This window comes from Streptomyces sp. NPDC015220 (genome assembly GCF_043079345.1).
In the GTDB taxonomy this organism is placed as follows: Bacteria; Actinomycetota; Actinomycetes; order Streptomycetales; family Streptomycetaceae; genus Streptomyces.
Genome location: NZ_JBIBUK010000007.1, coordinates 95,606 through 121,705, shown reverse-complemented (window position 1 = coordinate 121,705; position 26,100 = coordinate 95,606). Strand labels below are relative to the sequence as shown.

The window sequence follows — 26,100 nt, the reverse complement described above, 5'->3', positions numbered from 1 at the left end:
CCGGCGTCCGGTGCGGCGGAGGGGGACTCGGGAGCGGTGTCAGACGGCCAGGCTCTCGGGCTGCTCGGCGGCGGACTCCCGCGGGCCCGCGGCGGCCGGGGCCGCCACCGCCGGCTTGGGCAGTGCCAGGTACAGCAGGCCGGAGACCACGATGGTGGCGACCCAGCCCAGGCCGTACTCGCCGATGACGTTGTCGTGGGCGAGCGGGCCGGTGAACCAGTCCGAGGTGGTGAACATCAGGCCCGCGGCCAGGCCGATCGCCCACGCGGCGACCGCGGCCGGCGAGAAGCCGCCCCGGTACCAGTAGGCGCTGGTCCGCGTGGTGTCGGCCATCGCGCGGCCGTCGTACTCCGTGCGCCGCAGCATGTCCGCGCCGAAGACGCCGACCCAGGCGGAGAAGGCGACCGCGAGCAGCGACAGGAAGGCGATGAACGAGCCCATGAAGCTGGTCGCGACGAGCATCAGCACGCCGCCGAAGGCGAGCGAGATCACGGCGTTGACCGAGACCGCCCAGTGCCGCGGCACCTTGAAGCCGAGGGTCTGCGCGGTGAATCCCGCCGAGTACATCGACATCGAGTTGATCAGCAGCATGCCGATCACCGCGATCAGCAGGTACGGCACGGCGATCCAGGTCGGCAGGATCTCGCCGAGGAAGGAGACCGGGTCGGCGGCCGAGGCCAGGTCCGGCGTGGAGACCGCCATCACGGCGCCCATCAGCACCATGGGCAGGACGACGATGCCGGCGCCGCCCACCGAGGTGCCCACGATCGCCTTGGAGGAGGCGGTGCGCGGCAGGTACCGCGTGAAGTCCGGGGCGGTCGGGATCCAGCTCACGCCGCCCGCCGCGATCATGCCGACACCCGTGATCACCGCGGCCGTGGAACCGGCGGAGTGGTCGAACACCGCCGACCAGTCGGTGTCCACGACCAGGTAGGCCAGGACCAGCACCGAGAACAGACCGAAGAGGTACGTCGCGTACTTGTTGCACTTCTGCACGGCGTTGATGCCGAGCCCGGAGATCGCGAAGGTGGCCACGACGAAGACCAGCAGCGTCACGATGTCCAGCACGCTGTTCGACTTCACGCCGAAGAGGATCTTCAGGATGGTGAGCACGGCGTAGGCGCCGGTCACCGCGTTGATCGTCTCCCAGCCCCAGCGGGCGACCCAGATCAGCGAACCGGGCAGCAGGTTGCCGCGCTGGCCGAAGACCGCGCGGGACAGCGCCATGCCGGGCGCTCCGCCGCGCTTGCCCGCGATGCCGATCAGCCCGACGAGTCCGTAGGAGACGACGGGCGCGGCGACGGCGACGACGATCGCCTGCCAGAAGTTGAGGTGGTACGTCACGACCAGGCTGGCGCCCATGGTGAGCAGCAGCACGCTGATGTTGGCGCCGACCCAGGTGGGGAACAGCTCACGGGTCCTGGCGGTCCGCTCGTTATCGGGCACCTGTTCGATGCCACGGGTTTCGAGTGCGCCTTCGGTCTCGGCGGTCTTGCTCATGAAGAAGGGTCCGGCCTCGTTCGTGGGGGGAGGAGGCGCCGTCAAGACGGACGGCGATGTCGGGACTCTACGCGTACGGACGAGAGCCACACCATCGTACTTTGATCAGACTCATGCCATTCGGTGGCGTTTGTCTCTTGGTGGAAGCCACAAGCAGCCTCCGGCCGGGACCCATGGCCGATACTGGACGCGTTATGGAAACCATCATCCTTGCTGTAGTCATCGCCGTGGTGGTGCTCGGCGCGCTCGGCGGGCTCGTCGTCGGCAGCCGGCGCCGCAAGCCGCTGCCCCCGCCGCCGCCCAGCCCGCCCGACATCACCGCCCCTCCGGCCGAGCCGCACGTCGGTGAAGAGGCCGAGACGCCGCGTGAGGAGTCGCGGCGGACGATCGAGGAGGTGGACCTGCCCGACGCGTCTTCTCCCGTCGTCGTGGAGGAGCCGCCCGTCGTCGAAGAGCTTCCGGCCCCCGCGATCGAGGTCCCGGAGCCGACCGCAGGCCGTCTGATCCGGCTGCGCGCCCGTCTCTCCCGGTCGCAGAACGCCCTGGGCAAGGGCCTGCTCACCCTCCTGTCCCGCGAACACCTCGACGAGGACACCTGGGAGGAGATCGAGGACACCCTGCTGACCGCCGACGTCGGTGTGCAGCCCACCCAGGAGCTGGTCGAGCGACTGCGCGAGCGGGTCCGCGTGCTCGGCACCCGCACCCCCGAGGAGCTGCGCGGACTGCTGCGCGAGGAGCTGCTCACGCTGGTCGGCACCGACTTCGACCGCACCGTGCGGACCGAGCCCGCCACCAGCAAGCCGGGCATCGTGATGGTCGTCGGCGTCAACGGCACCGGCAAGACCACCACCACCGGCAAGCTCGCCCGGGTCCTGGTCGCCGACGGCCGCAGCGTCGTGCTCGGCGCCGCCGACACCTTCCGCGCCGCCGCCGCCGACCAGCTCCAGACCTGGGGCGAGCGGGTCGGCGCCCACACCGTGCGCGGTCCGGAGGCCGGCGACCCCGCCTCCGTCGCCTTCGACGCGGTGAAGGAGGGCAAGGAGATGGGCGCCGACGTGGTGCTCATCGACACCGCCGGCCGGCTGCACACCAAGACCGGCCTCATGGACGAGCTCGGCAAGGTCAAGCGCGTGGTCGAGAAGCACGCCCCGCTGGACGAGGTACTGCTCGTGCTCGACGCCACCACGGGGCAGAACGGGCTGGTCCAGGCCCGCGTCTTCGCCGAGGTCGTCGACATCAGCGGCATCGTGCTGACCAAGCTGGACGGTACGGCCAAGGGCGGCATCGTGGTCGCGGTCCAGCGCGAGCTGGGCGTACCGGTGAAGCTGATCGGTCTCGGCGAGGGCGCGGACGACCTGGCGCCGTTCGAGCCGGAGGCGTTCGTTGACGCCCTCATCGGAGACTGACCGGCCCCGTCCGCACAGCAGCGCCCGCCCCCGGGTCGAGTGGGGACGGGCGCTGCTGTCGTCGGGCGGGAATGCCTCGAGCGGGAGCTGCTGAGCGGTCGTCCCGGCGCGAGGTCGGTGCCGGGACGGTCGGCGCCGGTCCGGCGGAGCGTGGTTCCCGCTCCCTTATCCGGCCCGATCCGGACGACAGGCCCGTCAAGCCCGCGAGCGCTGGGCCACGTACGCGAGCGTGCCCAGGAGCAGGCGGGCCTCCGGGGGGTTGGCCGTGTCCAGGGCGGGGGGCCGGAGCCAGCGGGCCGGGCCCCGGCCGCCGCGGTCGGAGGGCGGGGCCGTGAGGTAGGTGCCCGGACCGAGGCCGCGCAGGTCGAGGGCGGTGGGGTCGTCCCAGCCCATGCGGTACAGCAGGCCGGGCAGCTCGATGGCCGCCCCGGGAGCGACGAAGAAGTGGGCGCGGCCGTCCGGGGCCGCGGTCACCGGGCCCAGGGGCAGGCCCATGCGCTCCATCCGGGCCAGGGCGCACCGGCCGGTGGGCTCGGCGACCTCGATCACGTCGAACGCACGCCCGACCGCGAGCATGACCGCTGCCCCCGGCAGTTCGGCCCACGCCCTGGTCACCTCGTCGAGCGTGGCGCCCGCCGGGATCGCGGGGGCGAAGTCCAGCGGGTGGGCGCCCGGCGCGGGGCAGTCGGCGCGACCGCAGGAGCAGGCGTCGCCGACGGCACGCGCGCCACGTGCCACGTCCCAGCCCCACAGCCCCGTGTACTCGGCCGCCGCCGTGCACTCCGACGAGCGGTACGACCGGCCGCGCCACCGCGCGCCGGAGCGGATCTCGCGCATACCGCCGATCGTGAAGCCCATGCCCCCTCCAACGGTTCCGCCGCCTCGATGGTTACGCGACGGATGCGCTCCGTGACGCTCCGTCTCCCACTCCCTCCCCGGTGCCGCTGGATTCAGACGGCTCCCGGAAGCACTCGGGGTGGTGCGGTCGAAGGTGCGCGCTCTCGCGCGCACCGCTCCGCCCGCTCGTGGCCGTGTGGTGTCAAGTGAATCGCTACAAGGCCACCGGGAGTTCATTCGAAGGGGTGGCGAATGGTGGCGTTTCCGGGATCCCCGTGGCTGAGCGGGTGATCGTGGGATTACTGTGAGTGTGCGAGTCCTGGGGGCACAACCGCTCGTGGGTATGCCGGAGGCAAGTCGCCTTCCCGTCCGGAGGCCGAGAACCGACGGACGGACAGCGGTGCCGACCGGCATTCTGATAGGGCTTGGCGCACTCAGCGACAAGTGGTCTTCAGGAATGGGGGCGTTCCAGTGAGCGGCAGCGGCGGTGGCGGGACGAGCACTGCGGGTGGGGACAAGCGCCCGAACGAACTGCTCGCCTCGTGGTTCGTGCGCAGCGGCTGGTCCAAGGGGGAGCTCGCCCGCCAGGTCAACCGCCGGGCCCGCCAGCTGGGGGCCAACCACGTCTCCACCGACACCTCGCGCGTGCGCCGCTGGCTGGACGGGGAGAATCCGCGCGAGCCGATCCCCAGGATCCTGTCCGAGCTGTTCTCCGAGCGCTTCGGTTGCGTGGTCTCCGTGGCGGACCTCGGTCTGCGCACCGCCCGCCCGTCGCCCTCCACGACCGGCGTCGACCTGCCCTGGACGGGCCCGCAGACCGTGGCCCTGCTCAGCGAGTTCTCGCGCAGCGACCTGATGCTGGCGCGGCGCGGCTTCCTCGGGACCTCGCTGGGGCTGGCCGCGGGCCCCTCGCTCATCGAGCCGTTGCAGCGCTGGCTCGTGCCCGCCCCGCAGACCCCGCCCCGGGAGCCGGAGCCGGCCGCCGCGGCCCGCCGCCCGGGCCGGCTCTCCCGGCCCGAGCTGGAACTGCTGGAGACCACCACCACGATGTTCCGGCAGTGGGACGCCCAGTGCGGTGGCGGCCTGCGCCGCAAGGCGGTCGTCGGCCAGTTGCACGAAGTGACGGACCTCCTCCAGGAGCCCCAGCCCGAGGCCACCACCAGGCGGCTTTTCAAGGTCGCCGCCGAACTGGCCGAGCTGGCCGGCTGGATGAGCTACGACGTCGGGCTGCAGCCCACCGCGCAGAAGTACTTCGTGCTCGCCCTGCACGCCGCCAAGGAGGCCGGTGACCGGCCGCTGGGCTCCTACGTCCTGTCCAGCATGAGCCGGCAGATGATCCACCTGGGCCGGCCCGACGACGCCCTCGAACTGATCCACCTCGCCCAGTACGGCAGCCGGGACTGCGCGGGCCCGCGCACCCAGTCCATGCTGTACGCGATGGAGGCCCGCGCCTACGCCAACATGGGCCAGCCCGGACGGTGCAAGCGCGCGGTGCGCATGGCCGAGGACGCCTTCGCCGACGCGGCGGAGTGGGACGAGCCCGACCCCGACTGGATCCGCTTCTTCTCCGAGGCCGAGCTGTACGGCGAGAACTCCCACTCCTTCCGCGACCTCGCCTACGTGGCCGGCCGCAGCCCCGCGTACGCCTCGCTGGCCGAGCCCCTGATGGAGAAGGCCGTACAACTGTTCGCCGAGGACCGCGAGCACCAGCGGTCCTACGCGCTGAACCTCGTCGGCCTGGCCACCGTCCACCTGCTCCAGCGCGAGCCCGAGCAGAGCACGCGGTACGCCTCGCAGGCGATGAAGGTGGCCAAGAAGGTCCGCTCCGAGCGCGTGAACACGCGGATCCGCAAGACCGTGGACAACGCCGTACGGGACTTCGGCGACCTGGGCGAGGTCATCGACCTCACCGAGCAGCTCGCCGCCGAACTCCCCGAGACAGCCGAGGCCGTCTGACGGCACCCACGGCTGACCGAGACCCCGGCCGCGGCCGGCCCTCCCGAACCGCCCGACTCGGCTCCCCCATGCCAGGTCATCGGAAGGCCGCCCGCGGCCGGTCCGTTCGCTCCTCCGCTCCCGTGCGCGCGCAATTCACCGACGCGTAACACGTCAGGCGCCTTCGTCACCCCCGCGAAACAACGGGGGGCGTCCACCGAAACCGCGCTGCGTCAGTCTCATGGCGCATAACCGGCTCGCCCCTCACGGCCCGGGCCCGTTTCCCGGACCGCTCAGGCTTCGCCCGCACGGGGCCGTACCAACCGACGAGGAGACGCCGATGGCACCAGCCATCATGCTTGCGGCGGACACAGCCAAGCTGTCGTCCGCCAACACAGGCTTCATGCTCATCTGTTCCGCCCTGGTGATGCTGATGACCCCGGGCCTGGCCTTCTTCTACGGAGGCATGGTCCGGGTCAAGAGCACCCTGAACATGCTGATGATGAGCTTCGTCAGCCTCGGCATCATCACCGTCCTCTGGGTGCTCTACGGCTTCTCCATGGCCTTCGGCGACGACCGGGGATCGATCGTCGGCTGGACCTCCGACTTCGTCGGTTTCAGCGGAATCGGCAAGACGGACCTCTGGCCCGGATACACCATCCCGGTCTTCGTCTTCGCGGTCTTCCAGCTGATGTTCGCGATCATCACACCCGCCCTGATCAGCGGCGCGCTGGCCGACCGGGTGAAGTTCACCGCATGGTCGCTGTTCGTGGTCCTGTGGGCCACGATCGTGTACTTCCCGGTCGCCCACTGGGTCTGGGGCACCGGCGGCTGGGCCTACGAACTCGGCGTGATCGACTTCGCCGGCGGCACCGCGGTCCACATCAACGCCGGCGCGGCGGCACTCGGTGTGATCCTCGTCATCGGCAGGCGCGTCGGTTTCAGGAAGGACCCGATGCGCCCGCACAGCCTCCCGCTGGTCATGCTCGGCGCGGGCCTGCTGTGGTTCGGCTGGTTCGGCTTCAACGCCGGCTCCTGGCTCGGCAACGACGACGGCGTCGGCCCGCTGATGTTCGTCAACACCCAGATCGCCACCGCCGCGGCCATGCTCGCCTGGCTCGGCTACGAGAAGATCCGCCACGGCGCGTGCACCACCCTGGGCGCCGCCTCCGGCGCGGTCGCCGGCCTGGTCGCCATCACCCCGTCCGGCGGCGCGGTCTCCCCGCTCGGCGCCATCGCGGTCGGCGCCGTCGCCGGTGTCGTGTGCGCCATGGCGATCGGCCTGAAGTACCGGTTCGGCTACGACGACTCCCTCGACGTCGTCGGCGTCCACATGGTCGGCGGTGTGATCGGCTCCCTGCTGGTCGGCCTCTTCGCCAGCGGCGCCGGCCAGTCCGACGTCAAGGGCCTGTTCTACGGCGGCGGCCTGGACCAGCTCTGGAAGCAGTGCGCCGGTGTCTTCGCCGTCCTCGCCTACTCCCTCATCGCCTCGGCCGTCCTCGCCCTCCTGGTCGACAAGGCGATCGGCATGCGGGTCACCGAGGACGAGGAGATCTCCGGCATCGACCGGGCCGAGCACGCCGAGACCGCCTACGACTTCAGCGGCGCGGGCGGCGGCGTCGTCGGCGCGGCCCCCGCCCTGGCCACCGCCGTCACGCAGAGCAGGAAGGTGGACGCGTGAAGCTCATCACCGCGGTCGTGAAGCCTCACCGGCTGGACGAGATCAAGGAGGCCCTGCAGGCCTTCGGCGTCCACGGCCTCACGGTCACCGAGGCCAGCGGCTACGGCCGCCAGCGCGGACACACCGAGGTCTACCGCGGCGCCGAGTACACCGTCGACCTGGTGCCCAAGATCCGTATCGAGCTGCTGGCCGAGGACGACGACGCCGAACAGCTCATCGAAGTCGTCGTCAAGGCGGCCCGCACCGGCAAGATCGGAGACGGCAAGGTCTGGTCCCTGCCGGTCGACACCGCCGTCCGGGTCCGCACCGGCGAGCGCGGCCCGGACGCGCTCTGAACGGCACGAGGACGGGAGTCACCGGGTGACGGACACGAACGCGCGGAACGAAACCGAGGACTCGGGACCCAGCGGCTACGCGGCGGCCCGGCTGCGCCTCCTCACCGAGGGGACGCGGTCCGGGCCGCCGCGCCGGGCCGCCCTCGCCGAACTCACCGACGGCTGGCTGGCCGGCCTCTTCGACGCGGCGGCGTCCGCCCCCCGGGGCGCGTCCCTGGTCGCCGTCGGCGGCTACGGCCGCGGCGAACTCTCCCCGCGCAGCGATCTCGACCTGCTCCTGCTGCACGACGGCACCGCCCCGGATGCGGTCGCCGCCCTCGCCGACCGGATCTGGTACCCGGTGTGGGACCTCGGGATCGCCCTCGACCACTCGGTGCGCACACCGGCCGAGGCCAGCAGGACGGCGGCGGACGACCTCAAGGTCCAGCTCGGCCTGCTGGACGCCCGGCACCTGGCGGGCGACGCCGGCCTGACCGCCGCACTGCGCACCGCGGTCCTCGCCGACTGGCGCGACCGGGCTCCCAGACGCCTGCCCGAGCTGCGGGAACTGTGCGGCGAACGCGCCGAACGCCAGGGCGAGCTGCGGTTCCTGCTGGAGCCCGACCTGAAGGAGGCCCGCGGCGGACTCCGCGACGCCACCGCCCTGCGGGCCGTCGCCGCGTCCTGGCTGGCCGACGCCCCGCGCGAGGGCCTCGCCGACGCCCGCCGCCGGCTGCTCGACGTACGGGACGCCCTGCACCTGACGACCGGCCGCGCCACCGACCGGCTCGCCCTGCAGGAACAGGACCAGGTGGCCGCCGAACTGGGCGTCCTCGACGCCGACACCCTCCTGCGGCAGGTGTACGAGGCGGCCCGGGTCATCTCCTACGCCGGCGACGTCACCTGGCGCGAAGTGGGACGCGTACTGCGTTCGCGCGCCGTGCGGCCCGGGCTGCGCAGAAGGAGGGAGCGGAGCGACTTCCTGAGGAGGGTGGTGGCGGGGGGCGGCGGGAAGCCCGCCGCGGAGCGGTCCCCGCTGGCCGAGGGAGTGGTCGAGCAGGACGGCGAAGTGGTGCTCGCCCGCACCGCACGCCCCGAACACGACCCCGTCCTCCCGCTGCGCGCCGCGGCCGCCGCCGCCCAGGCCGGTCTGCCGCTCTCCCCGCACGCCGTACGGCGCCTGGCGGCCACCGCGCGCCCCCTGCCCTCGCCCTGGCCCGCCGAGGCCCGCGAACAGCTCGTCACCCTGCTCGGTTCCGGCCGGCCGACCGTCCAGGTCTGGGAGGCCCTGGAGGCGGAAGGACTGGTCACCCGGCTCCTGCCGGACTGGGAGCGGGTGCGCTGCCGCCCGCAGCGCAACGCCGTCCACGTCTGGACCGTCGACCGCCATCTGATCGAGACGGCCGTCCGCGCCTCCGGCTTCACCCGCCGCGTCGGCCGCCCCGACCTCCTCCTGGCCGCCGCGCTGCTGCACGACATCGGCAAGGGCTGGCCCGGCGACCACTCCGTGGCCGGCGAGACCATCGCCAGGGACATGGCGGCGCGCATCGGTTTCGACCGCGCCGACACGGCCGTGCTCGGCACCCTCGTACGCCACCACCTGCTGCTCGTGGAGACCGCCACCCGGCGCGACCTGGACGACCCCGCCACCGTTCGCGCGGTCGCCGGGGCGGTCGGCACGCAGAGCACCCTGGAACTGCTCCACGCCCTGACCGAGGCCGACGCGCTGGCCACCGGACCGGCCGCCTGGTCCTCCTGGCGCGGCACCCTGGTCGCCGACCTGGTCCGGCGGGTCTCCGCGCTCCTGGCCGGGGACGCCCCCGGTGAACCGGAGCCCGCCGCCCCCACCGCCGAACAGGAACGGCTGGCCGTCGAGGCCTTCCGCACCGGAGGGCCGGTCCTGGCGCTGCGCGCCCAGACCGGCCCTCCGGCCGACGGCCCCTCCGACGCCCCGGAGCCGGTCGGCGTGGAACTGGCCATCGCCGTCCCCGACCAGCCAGGGGTGCTCCCCGCGGTGGCCGGGGTCCTCGCCGTGCACCGGCTGACCGTCCGCACCGCCGAGCTGGGCACCCTGGAACTGCCCGACGGCGTCGACGACGGCTGCGTCCTGCTGCTGAACTGGCGGGTCGCCGCCGAGTACGGCTCGCTGCCCCAGGCCGCCCGGCTGCGCGCCGACCTCGTCCGGGCGCTGGACGGCTCCCTGGACATCGCGGGCCGGCTCGCCGAGCGCGACGCCGCCTACCCGCGCCGCCGGGGTGCCGTCGCGCCCCCGCCGCGCGTGACGGTCGCCCCGGCCGCCTCCCGGCACGCCACCGTGATCGAGGTCCGCGCCCAGGACGCCCCGGGGCTGCTGTTCCGGCTCGGGCGAGCCCTGGAGGACGCGAAGGTACGGGTGCGCAGCGCACACGTCAGCACGCTGGGGGCCAACGCGGTGGACGCCTTCTACGTCACCGCTCCCGGAGGTTTCCCGCTGCCCGAGGAGGAGGCCGCGTCCGTGGCGCGGCGGCTGGAGGAGGCGCTGCGGGAGTGACCCCGCGGCCGCGGCGCCCCTTCACGCGGTGTGTCCCCGCCGCGGGGACGGTCCCCGGTGCCTGTCGGAAGTAGGTACGGACGCCACCACCTGCTCCCCGCCGCCGCGGGGACGGCCCGACGGGTGCTCCCGCGGGCGCCGGGTGTGCGTCCGCAGGCCGGCGGGCGCCTCCCCGCTCACTGTCTTCCGTGGGCGGGGACGATTTGCTCGCCGGGCCGGATACTCTGGAGGACAGCTCAAAACGCCCCCGACTCCGAGGACCGACGCCGCCGTGTTCGATACTCTCTCCGATCGCCTCTCAGCGACTTTCAAGAACCTGCGCGGCAAGGGGCGGCTCTCCGAAGCGGACATCGACGCCACGGCGCGCGAGATCCGCATCGCGCTCCTCGAGGCGGACGTGGCCCTTCCGGTCGTCCGCACCTTCATCAAGAACGTCAAGGAGCGTGCGCTCGGCGCCGAGGTCTCCCGGGCGCTCAACCCCGCCCAGCAGGTCCTGAAGATCGTCAACGACGAACTCGTCACCATCCTCGGCGGCGAGACCCGGCGGCTGCGGTTCGCCAAGCAGCCGCCCACCGTGATCATGCTGGCCGGTCTGCAGGGCGCCGGCAAGACCACCCTCGCGGGCAAGCTCGGCCGGTGGCTCAAGGAGCAGGGCCACTCGCCCCTGCTGGTCGCCTGCGACCTCCAGCGCCCGAACGCCGTGAACCAGCTCAGCGTCGTCGCCGAGCGCGCCGGCGTCGCCGTCTACGCGCCCGAGCCGGGCAACGGCGTGGGCGACCCGGTCAAGGTCGCCGAGGACTCCATCGACTTCGCGAAGGCCAAGGTCCACGACATCGTGATCGTGGACACCGCCGGCCGCCTCGGCATCGACGCCGAGATGATGCAGCAGGCCGCGGACATCCGGGACGCGATCAGGCCCGACGAGATCCTGTTCGTCGTCGACGCCATGATCGGTCAGGACGCGGTGAACACCGCGGAGGCCTTCCGCGACGGCGTCGGCTTCGACGGCGTGGTGCTCTCCAAGCTCGACGGCGACGCCCGCGGTGGCGCGGCCCTGTCGATCCGGCAGGTCACCGGCAAGCCGATCATGTTCGCGTCCAACGGGGAGAAGCTCGACGAGTTCGACGCCTTCCACCCGGACCGGATGGCCTCCCGCATCCTCGACATGGGTGACCTGCTCACCCTGATCGAGCAGGCGGAGAAGACGTTCAGCCAGGAAGAGGCCGAGAAGATGGCCTCCAAGCTGGCGTCCAAGAAGGGCCAGGACTTCACCCTCGACGACTTCCTGTCCCAGATGGAACAGGTCCGCAAGATGGGCTCCATCTCCAAGCTGCTCGGGATGCTGCCGGGCATGGGCCAGATCAAGGACCAGATCAACAACATCGACGAGCGCGACGTCGACCGCACCGCCGCGATCATCAAGTCGATGACCCCGGGTGAGCGCCAGGACCCGACGATCATCAACGGCTCCCGCCGCGCCCGTATCGCCAAGGGCTCCGGCGTCGAGGTCAGCGCGGTGAAGAACCTCGTCGAGCGGTTCTTCGAGGCCCGCAAGATGATGTCCCGCATGGCCCAGGGCGGCGGCATGCCCGGCATGCCGGGGATCCCGGGCATGGGAGGCGGCCCCGGCCGGCAGAAGAAGCAGCAGAAGAAGACCAAGGGCAAGCAGCGCTCGGGCAACCCGATGAAGCGCAAGCAGCAGGAGCAGGAGGAGGCCGCGCGCCGCGCCGCCGCGGCCCAGGGCGGCGCCCTGGGGCTGCCGCAGCAGGGTGGACAGGACTTCGAGCTGCCGGACGAGTTCAAGAAGTTCATGGGCTGACCGGCCCGGCCCGCAGGGCGGTCGTCACGACATCGAGGGCGCCTCTCCACACGGAGGGGCGCCCTCAGCGCGTGCCGGGGTCCGGCATCTGCCGTAACGTCCAGATATGAGCAATGCCGCGCCACCACGCAAGGCACCCGACCAGCCGTGGCGCACCGAGGGCACTCCGGACGAGCCGCCCAGGCAGCCCGGCGGCAGGAGGGCGCGCGGCAGATGGTGGGGGCTGCTCGTCACCGCGGTGATCGTCTTCCTGCTCGCCTACGGCGGACTGAGCTACTACAACACCGGCAACGAGCCGACGATCTCGTACACCGAGTTCAGCAGACAGGTCGACGCCGGCAACGTCAGCAAGATCTACTCCAAGGGCGACGCCATCCAGGGCCAGCTGAAGAGCGCCCGGGCCAAGCCCGCCGGCCACGGCACGTACACCAAGTTCCGGACCCAGCGCCCGGCCTTCGCGGACGACAAACTCTGGCAGAGCCTGAGCAGCCACCGGGTCACCGTGACCGCGCAGCCCGTCGTGCAGGAGCGCGGTCTCCTGTCCAACCTGCTGCTGTCGCTGGCGCCGATCGTGGTCCTGGCCGCGCTGTGGGTCTTCTTCGCCCGGCGGATCGGTTCCGGCCTGGGCGGCCCGGGCGGCCTGCTGGGCCGCAAGACACCGCCCCGGCCGGTCGAGCTGCGGCCCGGCACCCAGCGCACCACCTTCGCCGACGTGGCCGGCATCGACGAGGTGAAGGGCGAGCTGGACGACGTCGTCGACTTCCTGAAGCACCCCGACGACTACCGCCGCATGGGCGCCAAGATGCCCCGCGGCGTGCTGCTCACCGGGCCGCCCGGCACCGGCAAGACCCTGCTCGCGCGGGCCGTCGCCGGCGAGGCGGGCGTGCCCTTCTTCTCCGCGTCCGCGTCCGAGTTCATCGAGATGATCGTCGGCGTCGGCGCCTCCCGGGTGCGCGAGCTGTTCGCGGAGGCCCGCAAGGTGGCCCCGTCCATCATCTTCATCGACGAGATCGACACCATCGGCCGGGCCCGGGGCGGCGGCGCGTCGATGGGCGGCCACGACGAGCGCGAGCAGACGCTCAACCAGATCCTGACCGAGATGGACGGCTTCTCCGGCTCCGAGGGCGTGATCGTCCTGGCCGCGACCAACCGCGCCGACGTCCTGGACCCGGCCCTGACCCGCCCGGGCCGCTTCGACCGGCTGGTCCAGGTGGCGCCGCCGGACCGGGGCGGACGCGAGGCGATCCTGAGGATCCACACCCGGGAGATCCCGCTCGCCCCCGACGTGGACCTCACCCGGGTGGCCCGCACGACCCCCGGCATGACCGGCGCCGAACTCGCCAACCTCGCCAACGAGGCCGCGCTGCTCGCCGTCAGGCGGCGCCAGCGGCAGGTGACGCAGACCGACTTCTCCCAGGCCCTGGAGAAGGTGCAGCTCGGCGCGGAACGCGCCCTGGTGATGCCGGAGGAGGAGCGCAGGCGCACCGCCTACCACGAGAGCGGCCACGCGCTGCTCGGCATGCTCCAGCCCGGCGCCGACCCGGTCCGCAAGATCACCATCGTGCCGCGCGGCAGGGCGCTCGGCGTCACCCTGTCCACACCCGAGTCCGACAAGTACGCGTACACCGAGGAGTACCTGCGCGGCCGGATCATCGGCGCGCTCGGCGGCATGGCGGCCGAACACGTGGTCTACGACGTCATCACCACCGGCTCCGAGAGCGACCTCGAACAGGTCACCAACATCGCGCGCGGGATGGTGGCCCGCTGGGGCATGAGCGAGCACCTGGGCCGTCTGTCGGCCCTGCCGAACGACGCCCAGCAGGCCTACGGACTCGCCGCCGCCCCGCAGACCCTCGACGCCATCGACACCGAGATGCGGCGCATCGTCGACGAGTGCTACGAGGAGGCGTGCCGCAAGCTGCGCGACCACCGGGGGCAACTGGACGCGCTGGCCGCGGCGCTGCTGGAGAACGAGACCCTGGAGGAGGCCGACGCCTACCGGGTCGCCGGGATCACGCGGCTGAGGAAGGACCTGGAGACCGAGCCGGGCACGGACGTCCAGGGAACGGCCCCGGGCGTCCGGGGGCCGGGCGCCGACGGTCGCGGGCCGGGCACGGACGGAAACGGGCCGGGCACGGACCGGGGCCCGGGCGGGGCCGGCTAGGGCGTCCGCGCGATCAGGTAGCGGAAGACGTTCGGCATCCACACCGTGCCGTCGGGCCGCTGGTGCGCGTGCAGGGCCTCCGTCAGCTCCTTGTCGACCTGGCTCCGGTCGCCCGCCTCGATCGCCGCGTCGAACAGCCCCGTGGAGAGCATGCCGCGGACCGCGCTGTCCAGGTCGGCGTATCCGAACGGGCAGGCGACCCGCCCGGAGCCGTCCGGCCGCAGGCCGGCCCGCCGGGCCACCTCCTCCAGGCCGTCGCGCGGGGCGGGGCGGGGCCGGTCCGGGCCGGCGGCCACCCGCAGCACGGAGGACGTGGCGCAGCGCTCGGGCGGACCCCAGCCGGTCAGCACCACGGGAGCCCCGCGCCGGGCGAGCGGTACCGCCGCGGACAGCTGTCCGCCCAGCCGCTCACGGTCGCCCGCGAGGCACCCGACCGGCTCGAACGCGGTCACCAGGGTGTACGGGCGGGTCCGGGCGCCGGCCGCGTCCTCGGCGTCGTCGAGCAGGTCCGTGAGCGGTCCGTCGACGACGCGGGCCCGCGCACGCGCGCCCGTGCCCCACGGTCCCTGCCGCATGCGCTGCCGCGCCAGGGCCAGCCGTTCCGGACAGGAGGGCCCGACGCCCGTGACCGCGGCCCCTCTGGCCGCCGCCATGACGAGGGCGAGCCCGGACCCGCAGCCCAGTGCCAGCAGCCGGGTGCCGGAGCCCACGTCCAGCCGCTCGTACACGGCCTCGTAGAGCGGCGCCAGCATCCGCTCCTGGATCTCGGACCAGTCACGCGCGCGTGCACGCCGGTCCACCCGGGGAGCCGGCCCCGCGCAGGACACGTGCTGACGCACGAGCGTAGGTGTCATGGATAAGCGCCCCAATCCGCCGAGAGTTGCCGCCGTACCGGTTCCGTGGCCCCCGTGCCGTGCGCTCGCACTTCCCGTATGCCAGGTAACTCCCCGCTCCCCATCGCGTCCAGGGGTGTGGCGCCCCGCTTGTGGCGTTCCGGGCGCCCGGGACGAGATTTCACACACCGGTAACCGGTGCATCGACGAGTGTTTTCGGCCGCCGGGGCGGGGCGGTTCGCGGCCTGTGGAACGCGCCCGGTAACGTCACCGACATCGAGCACGCTCACCCGGTGACGGTCTCGCGCCCCGGAACGCGGCCGAAACGCCCCTTGCCCGTCCCGGCACCCCGAGAGCACCGGCGTACGCGTCCGGGTCCGCGCACCGGCGCCCCGCGCGACCGCGGGGGCGACCCGGCGGGCCGTCGGCACGGATGACGGCCCAGGACGGTGTACGTACGCGGGACTACGCACCGGCTTGTGACGAGCTGTGAGGCTTCTCCGCAGATCAGCGCACCCGCCCTCGTCAGGACACATCAGCGGCAACTGACGGGTACGTGCAAATTATTTGGGATGCCCCGGAATAGGAACACAGGGGCACCTCCGCTCGTTGTCATTACGTGAGCACGACACAGACACCACCTGTTCTCGCCGCGGAGCTGGCGCAGGCGTGGGCCGACATTCAGCGGTACCACCCCGAGCTGCCGGACCTGGCCGCGCCCGAATCACTGATCGGGGAGTCCTCGTCCGCGTGCGGGCACGAACTCTCCTTCGAGCGACTGCTTCACGAAGCAGTCCACGGCATCGCCGCGGCGCGCGGGGTGCGCGACACCTCCCGCGCCGGCCGGTACCACAACCGCCGGTTCCTCGCCATCGCCGAGGAGCTGGGCCTGGACCACCCCGAGGAGCCGCACCCGAGCAGCGGTTTCTCCCTGGTCACGCTCAGTCCCGAGGCCAAGCGGCGCTACCGCGCCACGATGGAGCGCCTCCAGCGCGCCCTGAAGGCGCACACGGCCGCCACCTCCTCCGACACCGGCCGCACCTTCCGCGGCCCGGCCGCCCGCCACGGTTCCTCCGGCGGCGGGGTCCGGGTCAAGGCGGTGTGCGACTGCGGCCGCAACGTACGGGTCGTCCCCTCCGTCCTGGCCCAGGCGCCGATCGTGTGCGGGGGGTGCGGCAAACCGTTCCGGATCCCGGAGGTGATGGGCGCGGCGGCGGGCTGACGGTGTCCGGCATCTCGTGGGTGCCGGACCCGCGACGACCGCGTGGGACGACGGACGCGGCAGGCGCCGGGTCCCGCTCAGGCGTGCCTGAGCAGGGCCCGCCCACCCTCCGCCGAGTTCACTCCGTAGGGTGTGGCAGAATGGTTGGCTGTACTCGACAGCCGCACAGGACCCCTCTCTCCTCCGGCTGACGCGTCCGTCGGGCACTCGGGTACCGCAACCCCACGCGGCGTCTCCGCCGTGCCCAACCACGTCAATCCAGGAGAATCCACTCCCGTGGCAGTCAAGATCAAGCTGAAGCGTCTGGGCAAGATCCGTTCGCCTCACTACCGCATCGTCGTCGCCGACTCCCGCACCCGCCGTGACGGCCGGGCGATCGAGGAGATCGGTCTGTACCACCCGGTGCAGAACCCCTCGCGCATCGAGGTCGACGCCGAGCGTGCGGCGTACTGGCTCTCCGTCGGCGCCCAGCCGACCGAGCCCGTGCTCGCCATCCTCAAGAAGACCGGCGACTGGCAGAAGTTCAAGGGCGAGCCCGCCCCCGCGCCGCTGCTGCAGCCGGCGGAGAAGGCGGCGCGTCCGTCGTTCGAGGCCCTCGGCGGCGACGACGAGGGCAAGGGTGAGGCGATCACCCAGAAGAAGAAGGCTGAGAAGAAGGACGAGGCCGCTGCCGAGTCCGAGTCGACCGAGGCCTGAGAAGCATGCTCGAAGAGGCGCTTGAGCACCTCGTGAAGGGCATCGTCGACAACCCTGACGATGTGCAGGTCGCCTCGCGCAACCTGCGTCGCGGACGCGTGCTCGAGGTCCGGGTGCACCCCGACGATCTCGGCAAGGTGATCGGTCGCAACGGCCGTACCGCACGCGCCCTGCGCACCGTCGTGGGCGCCATCGGCGGCCGCGGTGTCCGCGTCGACCTCGTCGACGTGGACCACGTCCGCTGACGCTTATCGCAACCGGCTCGGGCCGGGGAGGGCCACTGAGCCGTCCCCGGCCCGTAGTCGTATGACAGGAGATTTGGACACGTGCAGCTGGTAGTCGCACGGATCGGCCGCGCCCACGGCATCAAGGGCGAGGTCACCGTCGAGGTACGTACCGACGAGCCGGAACTCAGGCTCGCGCCCGGCGCCGTACTCGCCACCGATCCCGCCTCCGCGGGCCCGCTCACCATCGAGACGGGCCGCGTCCACAGCGGTCGCCTCCTCCTGCGGTTCGAGGGCGTCGGCGACCGCAACGCGGCCGAGGCCCTCCGCAACACCCTGCTCATCGCCGAAATCGATCCCGACGAGCTGCCCGAGGACGAGGACGAGTACTACGACCACCAGCTGATCGACCTCGACGTGGTCACCGAGGACGGCACGGAGGTCGGGCGGATCACCGAGATCTCGCACCTGCCCACCCAGGACCTGTTCATCGTCGAACGCCCCGACGGCAGCGAGGTGATGATCCCGTTCGTCGAGGAGATCGTCACCGGGATCGACCTGGAGGAGCAGCGGGCCGTCATCGCGCCGCCGCCGGGCCTGATCGACGACCGCGCGGAGATCGCGTCCTCGCGCGAGGCCGGGGCAGAGTCCTGATGCGCCTCGACGTCGTCACGATCTTCCCCGAGTACCTGGAACCGCTGAACGTCTCCCTGGTGGGCAAGGCACGCGCGCGCGGACAGCTCGACGTGCGGGTGCACGACCTGCGTGCCTGGACGTACGACCGGCACAACACCGTCGACGACACGCCCTACGGCGGCGGCCCCGGCATGGTGATGAAGACCGAGCCCTGGGGCGACGCCCTGGACACCGTCCTCGCCGACGGCTACGAGACGGGCTCGCACGCTCCCGCGCTGATCGTCCCCACCCCCAGCGGCCGGCCGTTCACCCAGGAACTCGCCGTCGAACTCTCCGAACGCCCCTGGCTGATCTTCACACCGGCCCGCTACGAGGGCATCGACCGCCGTGTCGTGGACGAGTACGCCACCCGCGTGCCCGTCTACGAGGTCTCCATCGGCGACTACGTCCTCGCCGGCGGCGAGGCGGCCGTCCTGGTCGTGACCGAGGCCGTGGCCAGGCTGCTGCCCGGGGTGCTCGGCAACGCCGAGTCCCACCGGGACGACTCCTTCGCCCCCGGCGCCATGGCCGGCCTGCTGGAGGGCCCCGTCTACACCAAGCCGCCCCGGTGGCGCGAGCGCCCGATCCCCGACGTGCTGCTCAGCGGCCACCACGGGAAGATCGCCCGCTGGCGCCGCGACGAGGCCCTGCGGCGCACCGCGGCCAACCGGCCCGACCTCATCGAACGGTGCGAACCCGAGGCGTTCGACAAGAAGGACCGGGAGACGCTGTCCATCCTGGGCTGGGCCCCGGACCCGGAGGGCGCGCCGTACGGCCGATTTTGGCGCCGGGCCGACGACGTGGAAGAATAGGCCGCTGTTGTGCGCCGTCCGGCCTGGCGCCCCTGCCACAGGGGGACAGGACGCCCGCCCCGATCCGCGCAGCGATCATCCCGAACCTCTAGTTCCCGTTGATGACCTGTGGCATCAGCGAAGAAAGCAGACGAAATGTCTCACCTGCTCGACACTGTCGACGCCGCGTCGCTCCGCGAGGACGTTCCCGCCTTCCGTCCGGGCGACACGGTCAACGTGCACGTCCGCGTCATCGAGGGCAACCGCTCCCGTGTGCAGCAGTTCAAGGGCGTCGTGATCCGCCGCCAGGGTTCCGGCGTGCGCGAGACCTTCACGGTCCGCAAGGTCTCCTTCTCCGTCGGCGTCGAGCGCACCTTCCCGGTGCACACCCCGATCGTGGAGAAGATCGAGCTCGTCACCCGTGGTGACGTGCGCCGCGCCAAGCTGTACTACCTCCGTGAGCTGCGCGGCAAGGCCGCGAAGATCAAGGAGAAGCGCGAGAACTGAGCGCCCTCCGGGAGCGAACCGCAGGAGCGCGCCGGCGGTGAGGGGGCGAACGCGTGAAGGCCCGAGGGGCCGCACGCGATCGCCCTCCCCACCCGCCGGCTTCGGCGTTCTGGCGGTGAGCGACCGGAAAAGCGGGTTCATGGCGGGGCGGGATAGCATTCCGCCCCGATGGACACCGAAGCACAGCCGACGGAGCGCGACCGCTCCTCCCGCCCCCACGGCACCGGATCCGAGGAGACTCCGGACCCGCGGGGGCCGGAGGACCGGTCGCGTTCGTCGTTGACGGCACGGATCGTCGACTGGCTGCCCGGCGGGCGGATCACCCTGACCGCGCTGATCTGCCTGGTCCTGCTGCTCCTCGTCAACACGTTCGTGGCACAGCCGTTCCAGATCCCGAGCGGATCCATGGAGCCGGGACTGAGGATCGGGGACCGCGTCCTCGTGAACAAGCTGGCGTACCGTTTCGGACCGGGGCCGCGACGCGGCGACGTGGTCGTGTTCGACGGCACGGGGTACTTCGGGGACGCCGACTACATCAAACGCGTTGTGGGTGTGGGGGGCGACCACGTGGTCTGCTGTGACAAGGAGGGCAGGATCCAGGTGAACGGCCGGTCGGTCGACGAGTCGTCCTTCCTCCAGCCCGGCGACCGCCCCTCCACGGTGCCCTTCGACGTCGTGGTGCCCGACGGCACCCTGTTCGTCCTCGGCGACCACCGCGGCGACTCCAGCGACTCCCGTGACCACCTGGGCTCACCGGGCGGCGGCATGATCCCGGTCGGCGACGTGATCGGCCGGGCCGACTGGATCGCGTGGCCCTTCGGCCACCGGGCCCGTCTCACCCGCCCGGGCGCCTATGCGGGCGTGCCCGCGGCCGGCCGTTCGGACGGCGCCCATGGGTAACCGGGGCAAACCGCGCGGCGCGTCGCAGCAGGGCGCCGTCGGCGGCCCGCCGCCCATCGGGACGCGGCGTGCCGCCTCCCCGGCCGGCGGGCGCACCCGCGCGGAGCGGCGCAAGCTGCAGCGCAAGGTCAAGCGCAAGCGCCGGAGCTCCGCGGTCCGGGAGATCCCGCTCCTGGTCGGCGTCGCCGTGCTCATCGCCCTGGTGCTGAAGACCTTCCTCGTGCAGGCCTTCGTGATCCCGTCGGGCTCCATGGAGCAGACCATCCGCATCGGCGACCGGGTGCTGGTCGACAAGCTGACCCCGTGGTTCGGCTCCAAGCCGCACCGCGGGGACGTCGTCGTCTTCCACGACCCGGGCGGCTGGCTGGCGGGCGAGCAGACGGAGAAGCAGAACGACCCGGTCGGCGTCAAGCAGATCAAGGAAGGCCTCACCTTCATCGGCCTGCTGCCCTCCGACGACGAGAAGGACCTCATCAAGCGGGTGGTGGGGGTCGGCGGGGACCACGTCAAGTGCTGCGACGCGCAGGGACGGATCACCGTCAACGGCGTTCCCCTGAACGAGGGCGACTACCTCTACCCGGGCAACGATCCGTCCGACATCCCGTTCGACATCACCGTCCCCAAGGGCCGCCTGTGGGTGATGGGCGACCACCGGGGCAACTCCGCGGACTCGCGGTACCACCTGAACACGCCGTACAAGGGGACCGTCTCGCAGGACTCGGTGGTCGGCCGGGCCATGTGGATCGGGTGGCCCGTCGGTCACTGGACCCGACTGGCGGAACCCAAAACCTTCGCCTCGGTGACCGACTCGGCGGCCGGGTCGGACACCGCGGCCCGGTCGTCGCATAGGGTTGCGTCCTACGATCCCAACAGATCGGTTCAACTCCCGAGCCCTGCGGAACTCCCGCTCGTTATGGGAGTGGTGGGCCTGCGCCGTGCACGGCGCAGGCGGCGGCGCGGCGTAAGGAGTTGGCGTGGGGGATGTGGCGGTTGGTGCACGGTCCGGAGGCGACGGCGAGGAGCACCGCGGTCGCCACGGGGACGCGGCGGCCCCCGTCGCGGACAGCGCCGTGACCTCCGGGAATGAGAGTGGAGCGGCCGAGGACGGCATGGTGACGGAGCACAGCCAGACCGACGATCAGGGGACCGGCGGCACCTCCCCGGACCAGCACAAGCCGCGCTCCTTCTGGAAGGAGCTGCCGATCCTGGTCGGCATCGCGCTGGTGCTGGCACTGTTGATCAAGACCTTCCTGGTACAGGCGTTCTCGATTCCCAGCGACTCGATGCAGAACACCCTGCAGCGGGGCGACCGGGTCCTGGTCGACAAGCTGACCCCGTGGTTCGGCTCCGAGCCCGACCGCGGCGAGGTCATCGTCTTCCACGACCCGGACGACTGGCTGGAGGGCGAGCCCACGGCCAGCCCGAACGCCCTGCAGACGGTGCTCAGCTGGATCGGCCTGATGCCGTCGGCGGAGGAGAAGGACCTGATCAAGCGCGTCATCGGCGTCGGTGGCGACACCGTCGAGTGCAGGGGCTCCGGCCCGGTGCTGGTCAACGGCAAGGCGCTGGACGAGCGGTCGTACGTCTACGAGGGCAACACCCCGTGCAGCGTCGACGACCAGGGCGGCCAGTTCAAGGTGAAGGTGCCCGAGGGTTACGTCTGGGTCATGGGCGACCACCGGCAGAACTCCCGCGACTCGCGCTACAACCAGACCGACAAGCACCACGGCATGGTCCCGGTCGACGAGGTCGTGGGCCGCGCCATCGTACGGGCCTGGCCGGTCGGCCGCTGGGGCACCCTGCCGGTTCCGGACACCTTCGACCAGCCCAACCTCGACCAGCAGTCCTCGGCCGCGGGCGCGCTGACGGTCGCGCCGGGCGGCGTGGCCCTCAGCGCGGTCGTGCCGGTGGTGGTGTGGCGCCGCAGGCGCTCCGCGCAGGCCGCGCCCGGCACGGGCACCGCGACCACCGCCGCCGGAAGCCGCTGAGCCCCCGGGGCGGCCCGGGCCGGCTCCGGCCGGACGAATGGGGCGGTAGGGAGCGTTCCGTTCCCGCCGCCCGGCCGCTGTGAAGCCTCGGTGGAGCTGTGGAGCGGGGCGTGGACGAGGGGCTGACCGGTTTCGGTACCGCCGGGTAGGGTGCGGGTCCATGGGTGGCGAGAGCACGACGCGTACGGCCCCGCGCAGCGGCGGCACAGGCAGGGGCCCGGTGGGTGGCGGAACGGGACAGCGGCTGTCCGGAGTGGCCGTGGCGCTGGGTCTGGCGCTGTTCCTCGGCGGGTTCGCGTGGGCGGCGGTCGTCTACCGCCCGTACACCGTGCCCACCAGTTCGATGACGCCCACCATCGGCATGGGCGACCGGGTGCTGGCCCAGCGCGTCGACGGGGGCGAGGTGCGCCGTGGCGACGTCGTCGTCTTCCGTGACAAGAGCTGGGTGGCGGACGCGCCGGTGGTCAAGCGTGTGGTGGCCGTCGGCGGGGACACCGTCTCCTGCTGCACGAAGGGCAGGCTGACCGTCAACGGCAAGGAGATCGACGAGCCGTACCTGAAGGGCGGCCCCGCCGAGATCACGAACTTCCCCACGGTGAAGGTGCCCGAGGGCCGCCTTTTCCTGCTCGGCGACGAACGCCAGGGTTCCCTGGACTCCACCGCCCACCTCACCGACGCCGCCCGGGGCACCGTCTCCCGCAGCGATGTGAGCGCCCGGGTGGACGCCGTGATCTGGCCCGCGAAGGGGATGCTGGAGCGGCCCACCGGCTTTGAGGCGCTCGGCCCGCTCTCCCGGCCCGGTCCGCTGCGCACCATCGTCGTCCTGATCGTCGCCGGCGCGGTTCTCGTCCTCGCCGGCGGCGCCTACGGCCCGATCGCCACGCGGGCGGGCCGGTCCCGCGCCCGCACGCGGACGGAGCCGGCCGGTGTCCGCTGAGGCGACGGCTCCCGGCGGGGACGCGTACACCGGAGGGCTGCGCAAGGTGGCCCGGGTGGTGTTGCTCGACCCCGAGGACCGCATCCTGCTGCTGCACGGCCACGAGCCGGATGATCCGGCCGACGACTGGTGGTTCACCCCCGGCGGCGGCCTGGAGGGCGACGAGACCCGTGAGGAGGCCGCCCGCCGGGAACTCGCGGAGGAGACCGGCATCACCGAGGTCGACCTCGGCCCGGTGCTGTGGCGGCGCAGGTGCTCCTTCCCGTTCGCCGGCCGCCGGTGGGACCAGGACGAGTGGTACTACCTCGCCCGGACGACCCGGACGGCGACCGCGGCCACGGCCCTGACCGAACTGGAGCGGCGCAGCGTCGTGGGCGCACGCTGGTGGACGTGTCAGGAACTGGCCCGGTCCCATGAGACCGTGTATCCGACCAGACTCGCCGAGCTGCTGCGCACACTGCTCGACGAAGGTCCGCCTGCCGCGCCCGTGACCCTCGACACCGAAATCGTCTAGGGGCGTACGGGCCTGGCGCACAATGGGGGGACCGTACGGCTGAAGGGGAACATGCCATGAGCGCCGAGGACCTCGAGAAGTACGAGACCGAGATGGAGCTGAAGCTCTACCGGGAGTACCGCGATGTCGTCGGTCTGTTCAAATACGTGATCGAGACCGAGCGGCGTTTCTACCTCACCAACGACTACGAGATGCAGGTGCACTCGGTCCAGGGCGAGGTGTTCTTCGAGGTGTCGATGGCCGATGCCTGGGTGTGGGACATGTACCGGCCGGCCCGGTTCGTCAAGCAGGTACGTGTGCTCACGTTCAAGGACGTGAACATTGAGGAGTTGAGCAAGAGCGAGCTGGAGCTGCCCGGCGGCTGAGGGCCGCGCTGAGCGGCCCCGCGCCCGAGGAAGGTCACTCGTGTGGGTGGCAAGGTTGTCCACAACCGGTGAGTAGCCCACCAAGATCCACACGGTCGGCACGGATGCGTGACGGTTGGCGCCGGAGGTGGTGCCGACATGAACACCCATCAGGCGCGCAGCGCGCTCGGCAGGTACGGGGAGGGCCTGGCCGCGCGCCGGCTGGCCCAGGCCGGTCTCACGGTCCTGGAGCGCAACTGGCGCGGCGGCAGGGCCGGCGAGATCGACATCGTGGCGCGGGACGGTGACGTCCTGGTCGTCTGCGAGGTCAAGACCCGCAGGGCCACGGGCTTCCAGCACCCGATGGCCGCGATCACCCGGGAGAAGGCCGAACGGCTGCGCGGCCTCGCGCAACGCTGGATCCAGACCCACGGCGGAGCACCCCCGGGAGGCGTCCGCATCGACCTCGTCGGCGTCCTGCTGCCCCGGCGCGGCGCGCCCGTCGTCGAGCATGTTCGGGGGGCCGCCTGATGGGCTTCGCCCGTACGTGCTCCGTGGCCCTCGTCGGCGTGGAGGGCGTGGTGGTGGAGGTGCAGGCCGACCTCGAACCGGGCGTCGCCGCCTTCACCCTGGTGGGGCTCCCGGACAAGAGCCTGACCGAGAGCCGGGACCGGGTCCGGGCCGCCGTGGTCAACTCCGGAGGCGAATGGCCGCAGCGGAAACTCACGGTCGGGCTCAGCCCCGCCTCGGTCCCCAAGGCCGGCAGCGGCTTCGACCTGGCCGTCGCCTGCGCGGTACTCGGCGCGGCCGAGCGGATCGACCCCCGGGTGCTCGCCGACATCGTCATGATCGGCGAACTCGGCCTGGACGGCCGGGTGCGCCCCGTGCGCGGCATCCTCCCGGCGGTGCTGGCCGCCGCCGGGGCCGGCTACGAACAGGTGGTCGTGCCGGAGTGCGCCGCCGCAGAGGCCTCGCTGGTGCCCGGTGTCTCGGTGCTCGGCATCCGCAGCCTGCGGCAGCTGATCGCCGTGCTGACCGACGAACCCGTACCCGAGGAGGAACCGGACGAACAGGGCCGCCCGGACCCGCTCCTGGCCGGACTGCGCGTGCCCGGCGCCGGCCCGGCCACCGGCGTGCACGGCATCGGCGCCGCCCAGCAGGAGCGGTGCCCCGACCTCGCCGACGTGGTCGGCCAGACCTCCGCGCGCACGGCACTGGAGGTCGCCGCGGCCGGCGGCCACCACCTGTTCCTGGAGGGACCGCCCGGCGCGGGCAAGACCATGCTCGCCGAGCGGTTGCCCGCCGTCCTGCCACCGCTCGGCCGCCAGGAGTCGCTGGAGGTCACGGCGGTGCACTCGGTGGCCGGGCTGCTGCCACCGGGCAAGCCGCTGATCGACCTGGCCCCCTACTGCGCCCCGCACCACTCGGCCACCATGCAGGCGCTCGTCGGAGGCGGCCACGGAGTGGCCCGGCCCGGCGCCGTCTCCCTCGCTCATCGTGGCGTGCTCTTCCTGGACGAGACCCCCGAATTCAGCGGCCACGCCCTCGACGCCCTGCGCCAGCCCCTGGAGTCCGGGCACGTGGTGATCGCCCGCAGCGCCGGAGTGGTGCGGTTCCCGGCGAAGTTCCTGATGGTCCTCGCGGCCAACCCGTGCCCCTGCGGCCGTTTCTCGCGACGGGAGAACCTGTGCGAATGCCCGCCCTCGGCGATCCGCCGCTACCAGGCCCGGCTCTCCGGCCCGCTGCTGGACCGGGTGGACCTGCGGGTCGAGGCGGAGCCGGTCACCCGGGGCGAACTGGCGCGGCGCGACGCCCGCGGCGAGTCCACCGCGACCGTGGCCGGACGGGTGCGGGCCGCACGGGCACGTGCCGCCGCGCGCCTCGCGGACACCCCGTGGCGGGCCAACGGCGAGGTGCCCGGACATGAACTGCGCACCCGCTGGCACGCGGCGCCCGGTGCGATGGACGCCGCCGAACGCAGCCTGGAACGGGGCGTGCTCACCGCCCGGGGACTCGATCGTGTGCTCCGGGTCGCCTGGACGGTGGCGGACCTCGCCGGCCACGACCGGCCCCACGCGTGCGACGTCGCCCTCGCCCTCCAACTGCGCACCGGAGTACCGCGCGGCGTGCCCATGACCATCGGGGCACCGGCATGAGCCCCCGGGACACCCGCGATCACGCGGAGGACCCGAACCTCTCCGGCCCCGACGGCTCCCATGGCCCGGACGGCTCCGACGGCGCGAACCGCCCTGGCGGCTCCCGCGGCCCCGGCGGCCCGGACTG

Annotated in this window: 24 protein-coding genes; 21 read left to right on the top strand and 3 right to left on the bottom strand. The window is 72.4% G+C overall.

What is annotated here, in order from left to right; translation table 11 throughout:
* Nucleotides 1–39 precede the first annotated feature (39 nt).
* Nucleotides 40–1,500: a cytosine permease gene (locus ACF061_RS17330; protein ID WP_392267718.1), complete on the bottom strand. Its 1,461-nt coding sequence runs from the start codon at nucleotides 1,498–1,500 to the stop codon at nucleotides 40–42.
* Between the two features lie 194 nt (nucleotides 1,501–1,694).
* On the opposite strand from ACF061_RS17330, the gene ftsY reads away from it, so the two are divergent.
* The gene (ftsY, locus tag ACF061_RS17325; protein ID WP_392267717.1) at nucleotides 1,695–2,906 is read left to right on the top strand and encodes a signal recognition particle-docking protein FtsY; all 1,212 of its coding nucleotides are present in this window, start codon (nucleotides 1,695–1,697) and stop codon (nucleotides 2,904–2,906) included.
* Nucleotides 2,907–3,101: 195 nt separating this feature from the next.
* On the opposite strand, the gene ACF061_RS17320 is transcribed toward ftsY, so the two are convergent.
* Nucleotides 3,102–3,764: a bifunctional DNA primase/polymerase gene (locus tag ACF061_RS17320; RefSeq protein WP_392267716.1), complete on the bottom strand. Its 663-nt coding sequence runs from the start codon at nucleotides 3,762–3,764 to the stop codon at nucleotides 3,102–3,104.
* Nucleotides 3,765–4,214: 450 nt separating this feature from the next.
* On the opposite strand from ACF061_RS17320, the gene ACF061_RS17315 reads away from it, so the two are divergent.
* The 6 genes from ACF061_RS17315 to ftsH all read left to right on the top strand — a co-directional run bounded on the left by ACF061_RS17315 (nucleotide 4,215) and on the right by ftsH (nucleotide 14,186).
* Entirely contained in the window at nucleotides 4,215–5,699 is a 1,485-nt protein-coding gene (locus ACF061_RS17315; RefSeq protein WP_392267715.1) for a hypothetical protein, read from the top strand.
* 319 nt (nucleotides 5,700–6,018) lie between these two features.
* Nucleotides 6,019–7,359 carry an ammonium transporter gene (locus tag ACF061_RS17310; RefSeq protein ID WP_392267714.1) on the top strand — a complete coding sequence of 447 codons (1,341 nt, stop codon included), beginning with the start codon at nucleotides 6,019–6,021 and terminating at the stop codon, nucleotides 7,357–7,359.
* A complete protein-coding gene (locus ACF061_RS17305) occupies nucleotides 7,356–7,694 on the top strand; it encodes a P-II family nitrogen regulator (RefSeq protein WP_392267713.1) in 339 nt (112 codons plus the stop codon). Before ACF061_RS17310 ends, ACF061_RS17305 begins: the two co-directional genes overlap by 4 nt.
* Nucleotides 7,695–7,719: 25 nt before the next feature.
* Nucleotides 7,720–10,203, top strand: a complete 2,484-nt coding sequence (locus tag ACF061_RS17300; RefSeq protein ID WP_392267712.1) for a [protein-PII] uridylyltransferase — start codon at nucleotides 7,720–7,722, stop codon at nucleotides 10,201–10,203.
* A gap of 271 nt (nucleotides 10,204–10,474) precedes the next feature.
* Nucleotides 10,475–12,022: a signal recognition particle protein gene (gene ffh / locus ACF061_RS17295; RefSeq protein ID WP_392267711.1), complete on the top strand. Its 1,548-nt coding sequence runs from the start codon at nucleotides 10,475–10,477 to the stop codon at nucleotides 12,020–12,022.
* Nucleotides 12,023–12,128: 106 nt separating this feature from the next.
* Complete coding sequence (gene ftsH / locus ACF061_RS17290) at nucleotides 12,129–14,186, top strand: ATP-dependent zinc metalloprotease FtsH (RefSeq protein WP_392267710.1); 2,058 nt, start codon at nucleotides 12,129–12,131, stop codon at nucleotides 14,184–14,186.
* Here the strand turns inward: ftsH and ACF061_RS17285 are convergent.
* A complete protein-coding gene (locus tag ACF061_RS17285; RefSeq protein ID WP_392267709.1) occupies nucleotides 14,183–15,040 on the bottom strand; it encodes an SAM-dependent methyltransferase in 858 nt (285 codons plus the stop codon). The genes ftsH and ACF061_RS17285 overlap by 4 nt on opposite strands.
* Nucleotides 15,041–15,638: 598 nt before the next feature.
* On the opposite strand from ACF061_RS17285, the gene ACF061_RS17280 reads away from it, so the two are divergent.
* The 14 genes from ACF061_RS17280 (at nucleotide 15,639) to ACF061_RS17215 (ending at nucleotide 25,973) form a co-directional block, all read left to right on the top strand.
* A complete protein-coding gene (locus ACF061_RS17280; RefSeq protein WP_392267708.1) occupies nucleotides 15,639–16,241 on the top strand; it encodes a hypothetical protein in 603 nt (200 codons plus the stop codon).
* 276 nt (nucleotides 16,242–16,517) lie between these two features.
* Nucleotides 16,518–16,937 (top strand): 30S ribosomal protein S16, encoded by a 420-nt coding sequence (rpsP, locus tag ACF061_RS17275; RefSeq protein WP_392267707.1) that lies wholly within the window; start codon nucleotides 16,518–16,520, stop codon nucleotides 16,935–16,937.
* 5 nt (nucleotides 16,938–16,942) lie between these two features.
* A complete protein-coding gene (locus ACF061_RS17270; protein ID WP_003973401.1) occupies nucleotides 16,943–17,182 on the top strand; it encodes an RNA-binding protein in 240 nt (79 codons plus the stop codon).
* An 81-nt stretch (nucleotides 17,183–17,263) separates the two neighbouring features.
* Nucleotides 17,264–17,815: a ribosome maturation factor RimM gene (rimM, locus tag ACF061_RS17265; RefSeq protein WP_392267706.1), complete on the top strand. Its 552-nt coding sequence runs from the start codon at nucleotides 17,264–17,266 to the stop codon at nucleotides 17,813–17,815.
* Nucleotides 17,815–18,648: a tRNA (guanosine(37)-N1)-methyltransferase TrmD gene (trmD, locus tag ACF061_RS17260; protein ID WP_392267705.1), complete on the top strand. Its 834-nt coding sequence runs from the start codon at nucleotides 17,815–17,817 to the stop codon at nucleotides 18,646–18,648. The genes rimM and trmD overlap by 1 nt, the downstream gene beginning before the upstream one ends.
* Nucleotides 18,649–18,783: 135 nt before the next feature.
* Complete coding sequence (gene rplS / locus ACF061_RS17255) at nucleotides 18,784–19,134, top strand: 50S ribosomal protein L19 (RefSeq protein WP_361387094.1); 351 nt, start codon at nucleotides 18,784–18,786, stop codon at nucleotides 19,132–19,134.
* A 168-nt stretch (nucleotides 19,135–19,302) separates the two neighbouring features.
* Nucleotides 19,303–20,034 (top strand): signal peptidase I, encoded by a 732-nt coding sequence (lepB, locus tag ACF061_RS17250; RefSeq protein ID WP_392267704.1) that lies wholly within the window; start codon nucleotides 19,303–19,305, stop codon nucleotides 20,032–20,034.
* Nucleotides 20,027–21,121 (top strand): signal peptidase I, encoded by a 1,095-nt coding sequence (gene lepB, locus ACF061_RS17245; protein WP_392267703.1) that lies wholly within the window; start codon nucleotides 20,027–20,029, stop codon nucleotides 21,119–21,121. The genes lepB (ACF061_RS17250) and lepB (ACF061_RS17245) overlap by 8 nt, the downstream gene beginning before the upstream one ends.
* Entirely contained in the window at nucleotides 21,009–22,022 is a 1,014-nt protein-coding gene (gene lepB, locus ACF061_RS17240) for a signal peptidase I (RefSeq protein ID WP_392267702.1), read from the top strand. The genes lepB (ACF061_RS17245) and lepB (ACF061_RS17240) overlap by 113 nt, the downstream gene beginning before the upstream one ends.
* Before the next feature lie 160 nt (nucleotides 22,023–22,182).
* Nucleotides 22,183–22,959 carry a signal peptidase I gene (gene lepB, locus ACF061_RS17235; protein ID WP_392267701.1) on the top strand — a complete coding sequence of 259 codons (777 nt, stop codon included), beginning with the start codon at nucleotides 22,183–22,185 and terminating at the stop codon, nucleotides 22,957–22,959.
* Complete coding sequence (locus tag ACF061_RS17230; RefSeq protein ID WP_392267700.1) at nucleotides 22,949–23,473, top strand: NUDIX hydrolase; 525 nt, start codon at nucleotides 22,949–22,951, stop codon at nucleotides 23,471–23,473. The genes lepB (ACF061_RS17235) and ACF061_RS17230 overlap by 11 nt, the downstream gene beginning before the upstream one ends.
* A 56-nt stretch (nucleotides 23,474–23,529) precedes the next feature.
* A complete protein-coding gene (locus ACF061_RS17225) occupies nucleotides 23,530–23,838 on the top strand; it encodes a DUF2469 domain-containing protein (RefSeq protein WP_009190879.1) in 309 nt (102 codons plus the stop codon).
* 108 nt (nucleotides 23,839–23,946) lie between these two features.
* Complete coding sequence (locus ACF061_RS17220) at nucleotides 23,947–24,348, top strand: YraN family protein (protein ID WP_392267699.1); 402 nt, start codon at nucleotides 23,947–23,949, stop codon at nucleotides 24,346–24,348.
* The gene (locus ACF061_RS17215) at nucleotides 24,348–25,973 is read left to right on the top strand and encodes a YifB family Mg chelatase-like AAA ATPase (protein WP_392267698.1); all 1,626 of its coding nucleotides are present in this window, start codon (nucleotides 24,348–24,350) and stop codon (nucleotides 25,971–25,973) included. Before ACF061_RS17220 ends, ACF061_RS17215 begins: the two co-directional genes overlap by 1 nt.
* Nucleotides 25,974–26,100: the final 127 nt, after the last annotated feature.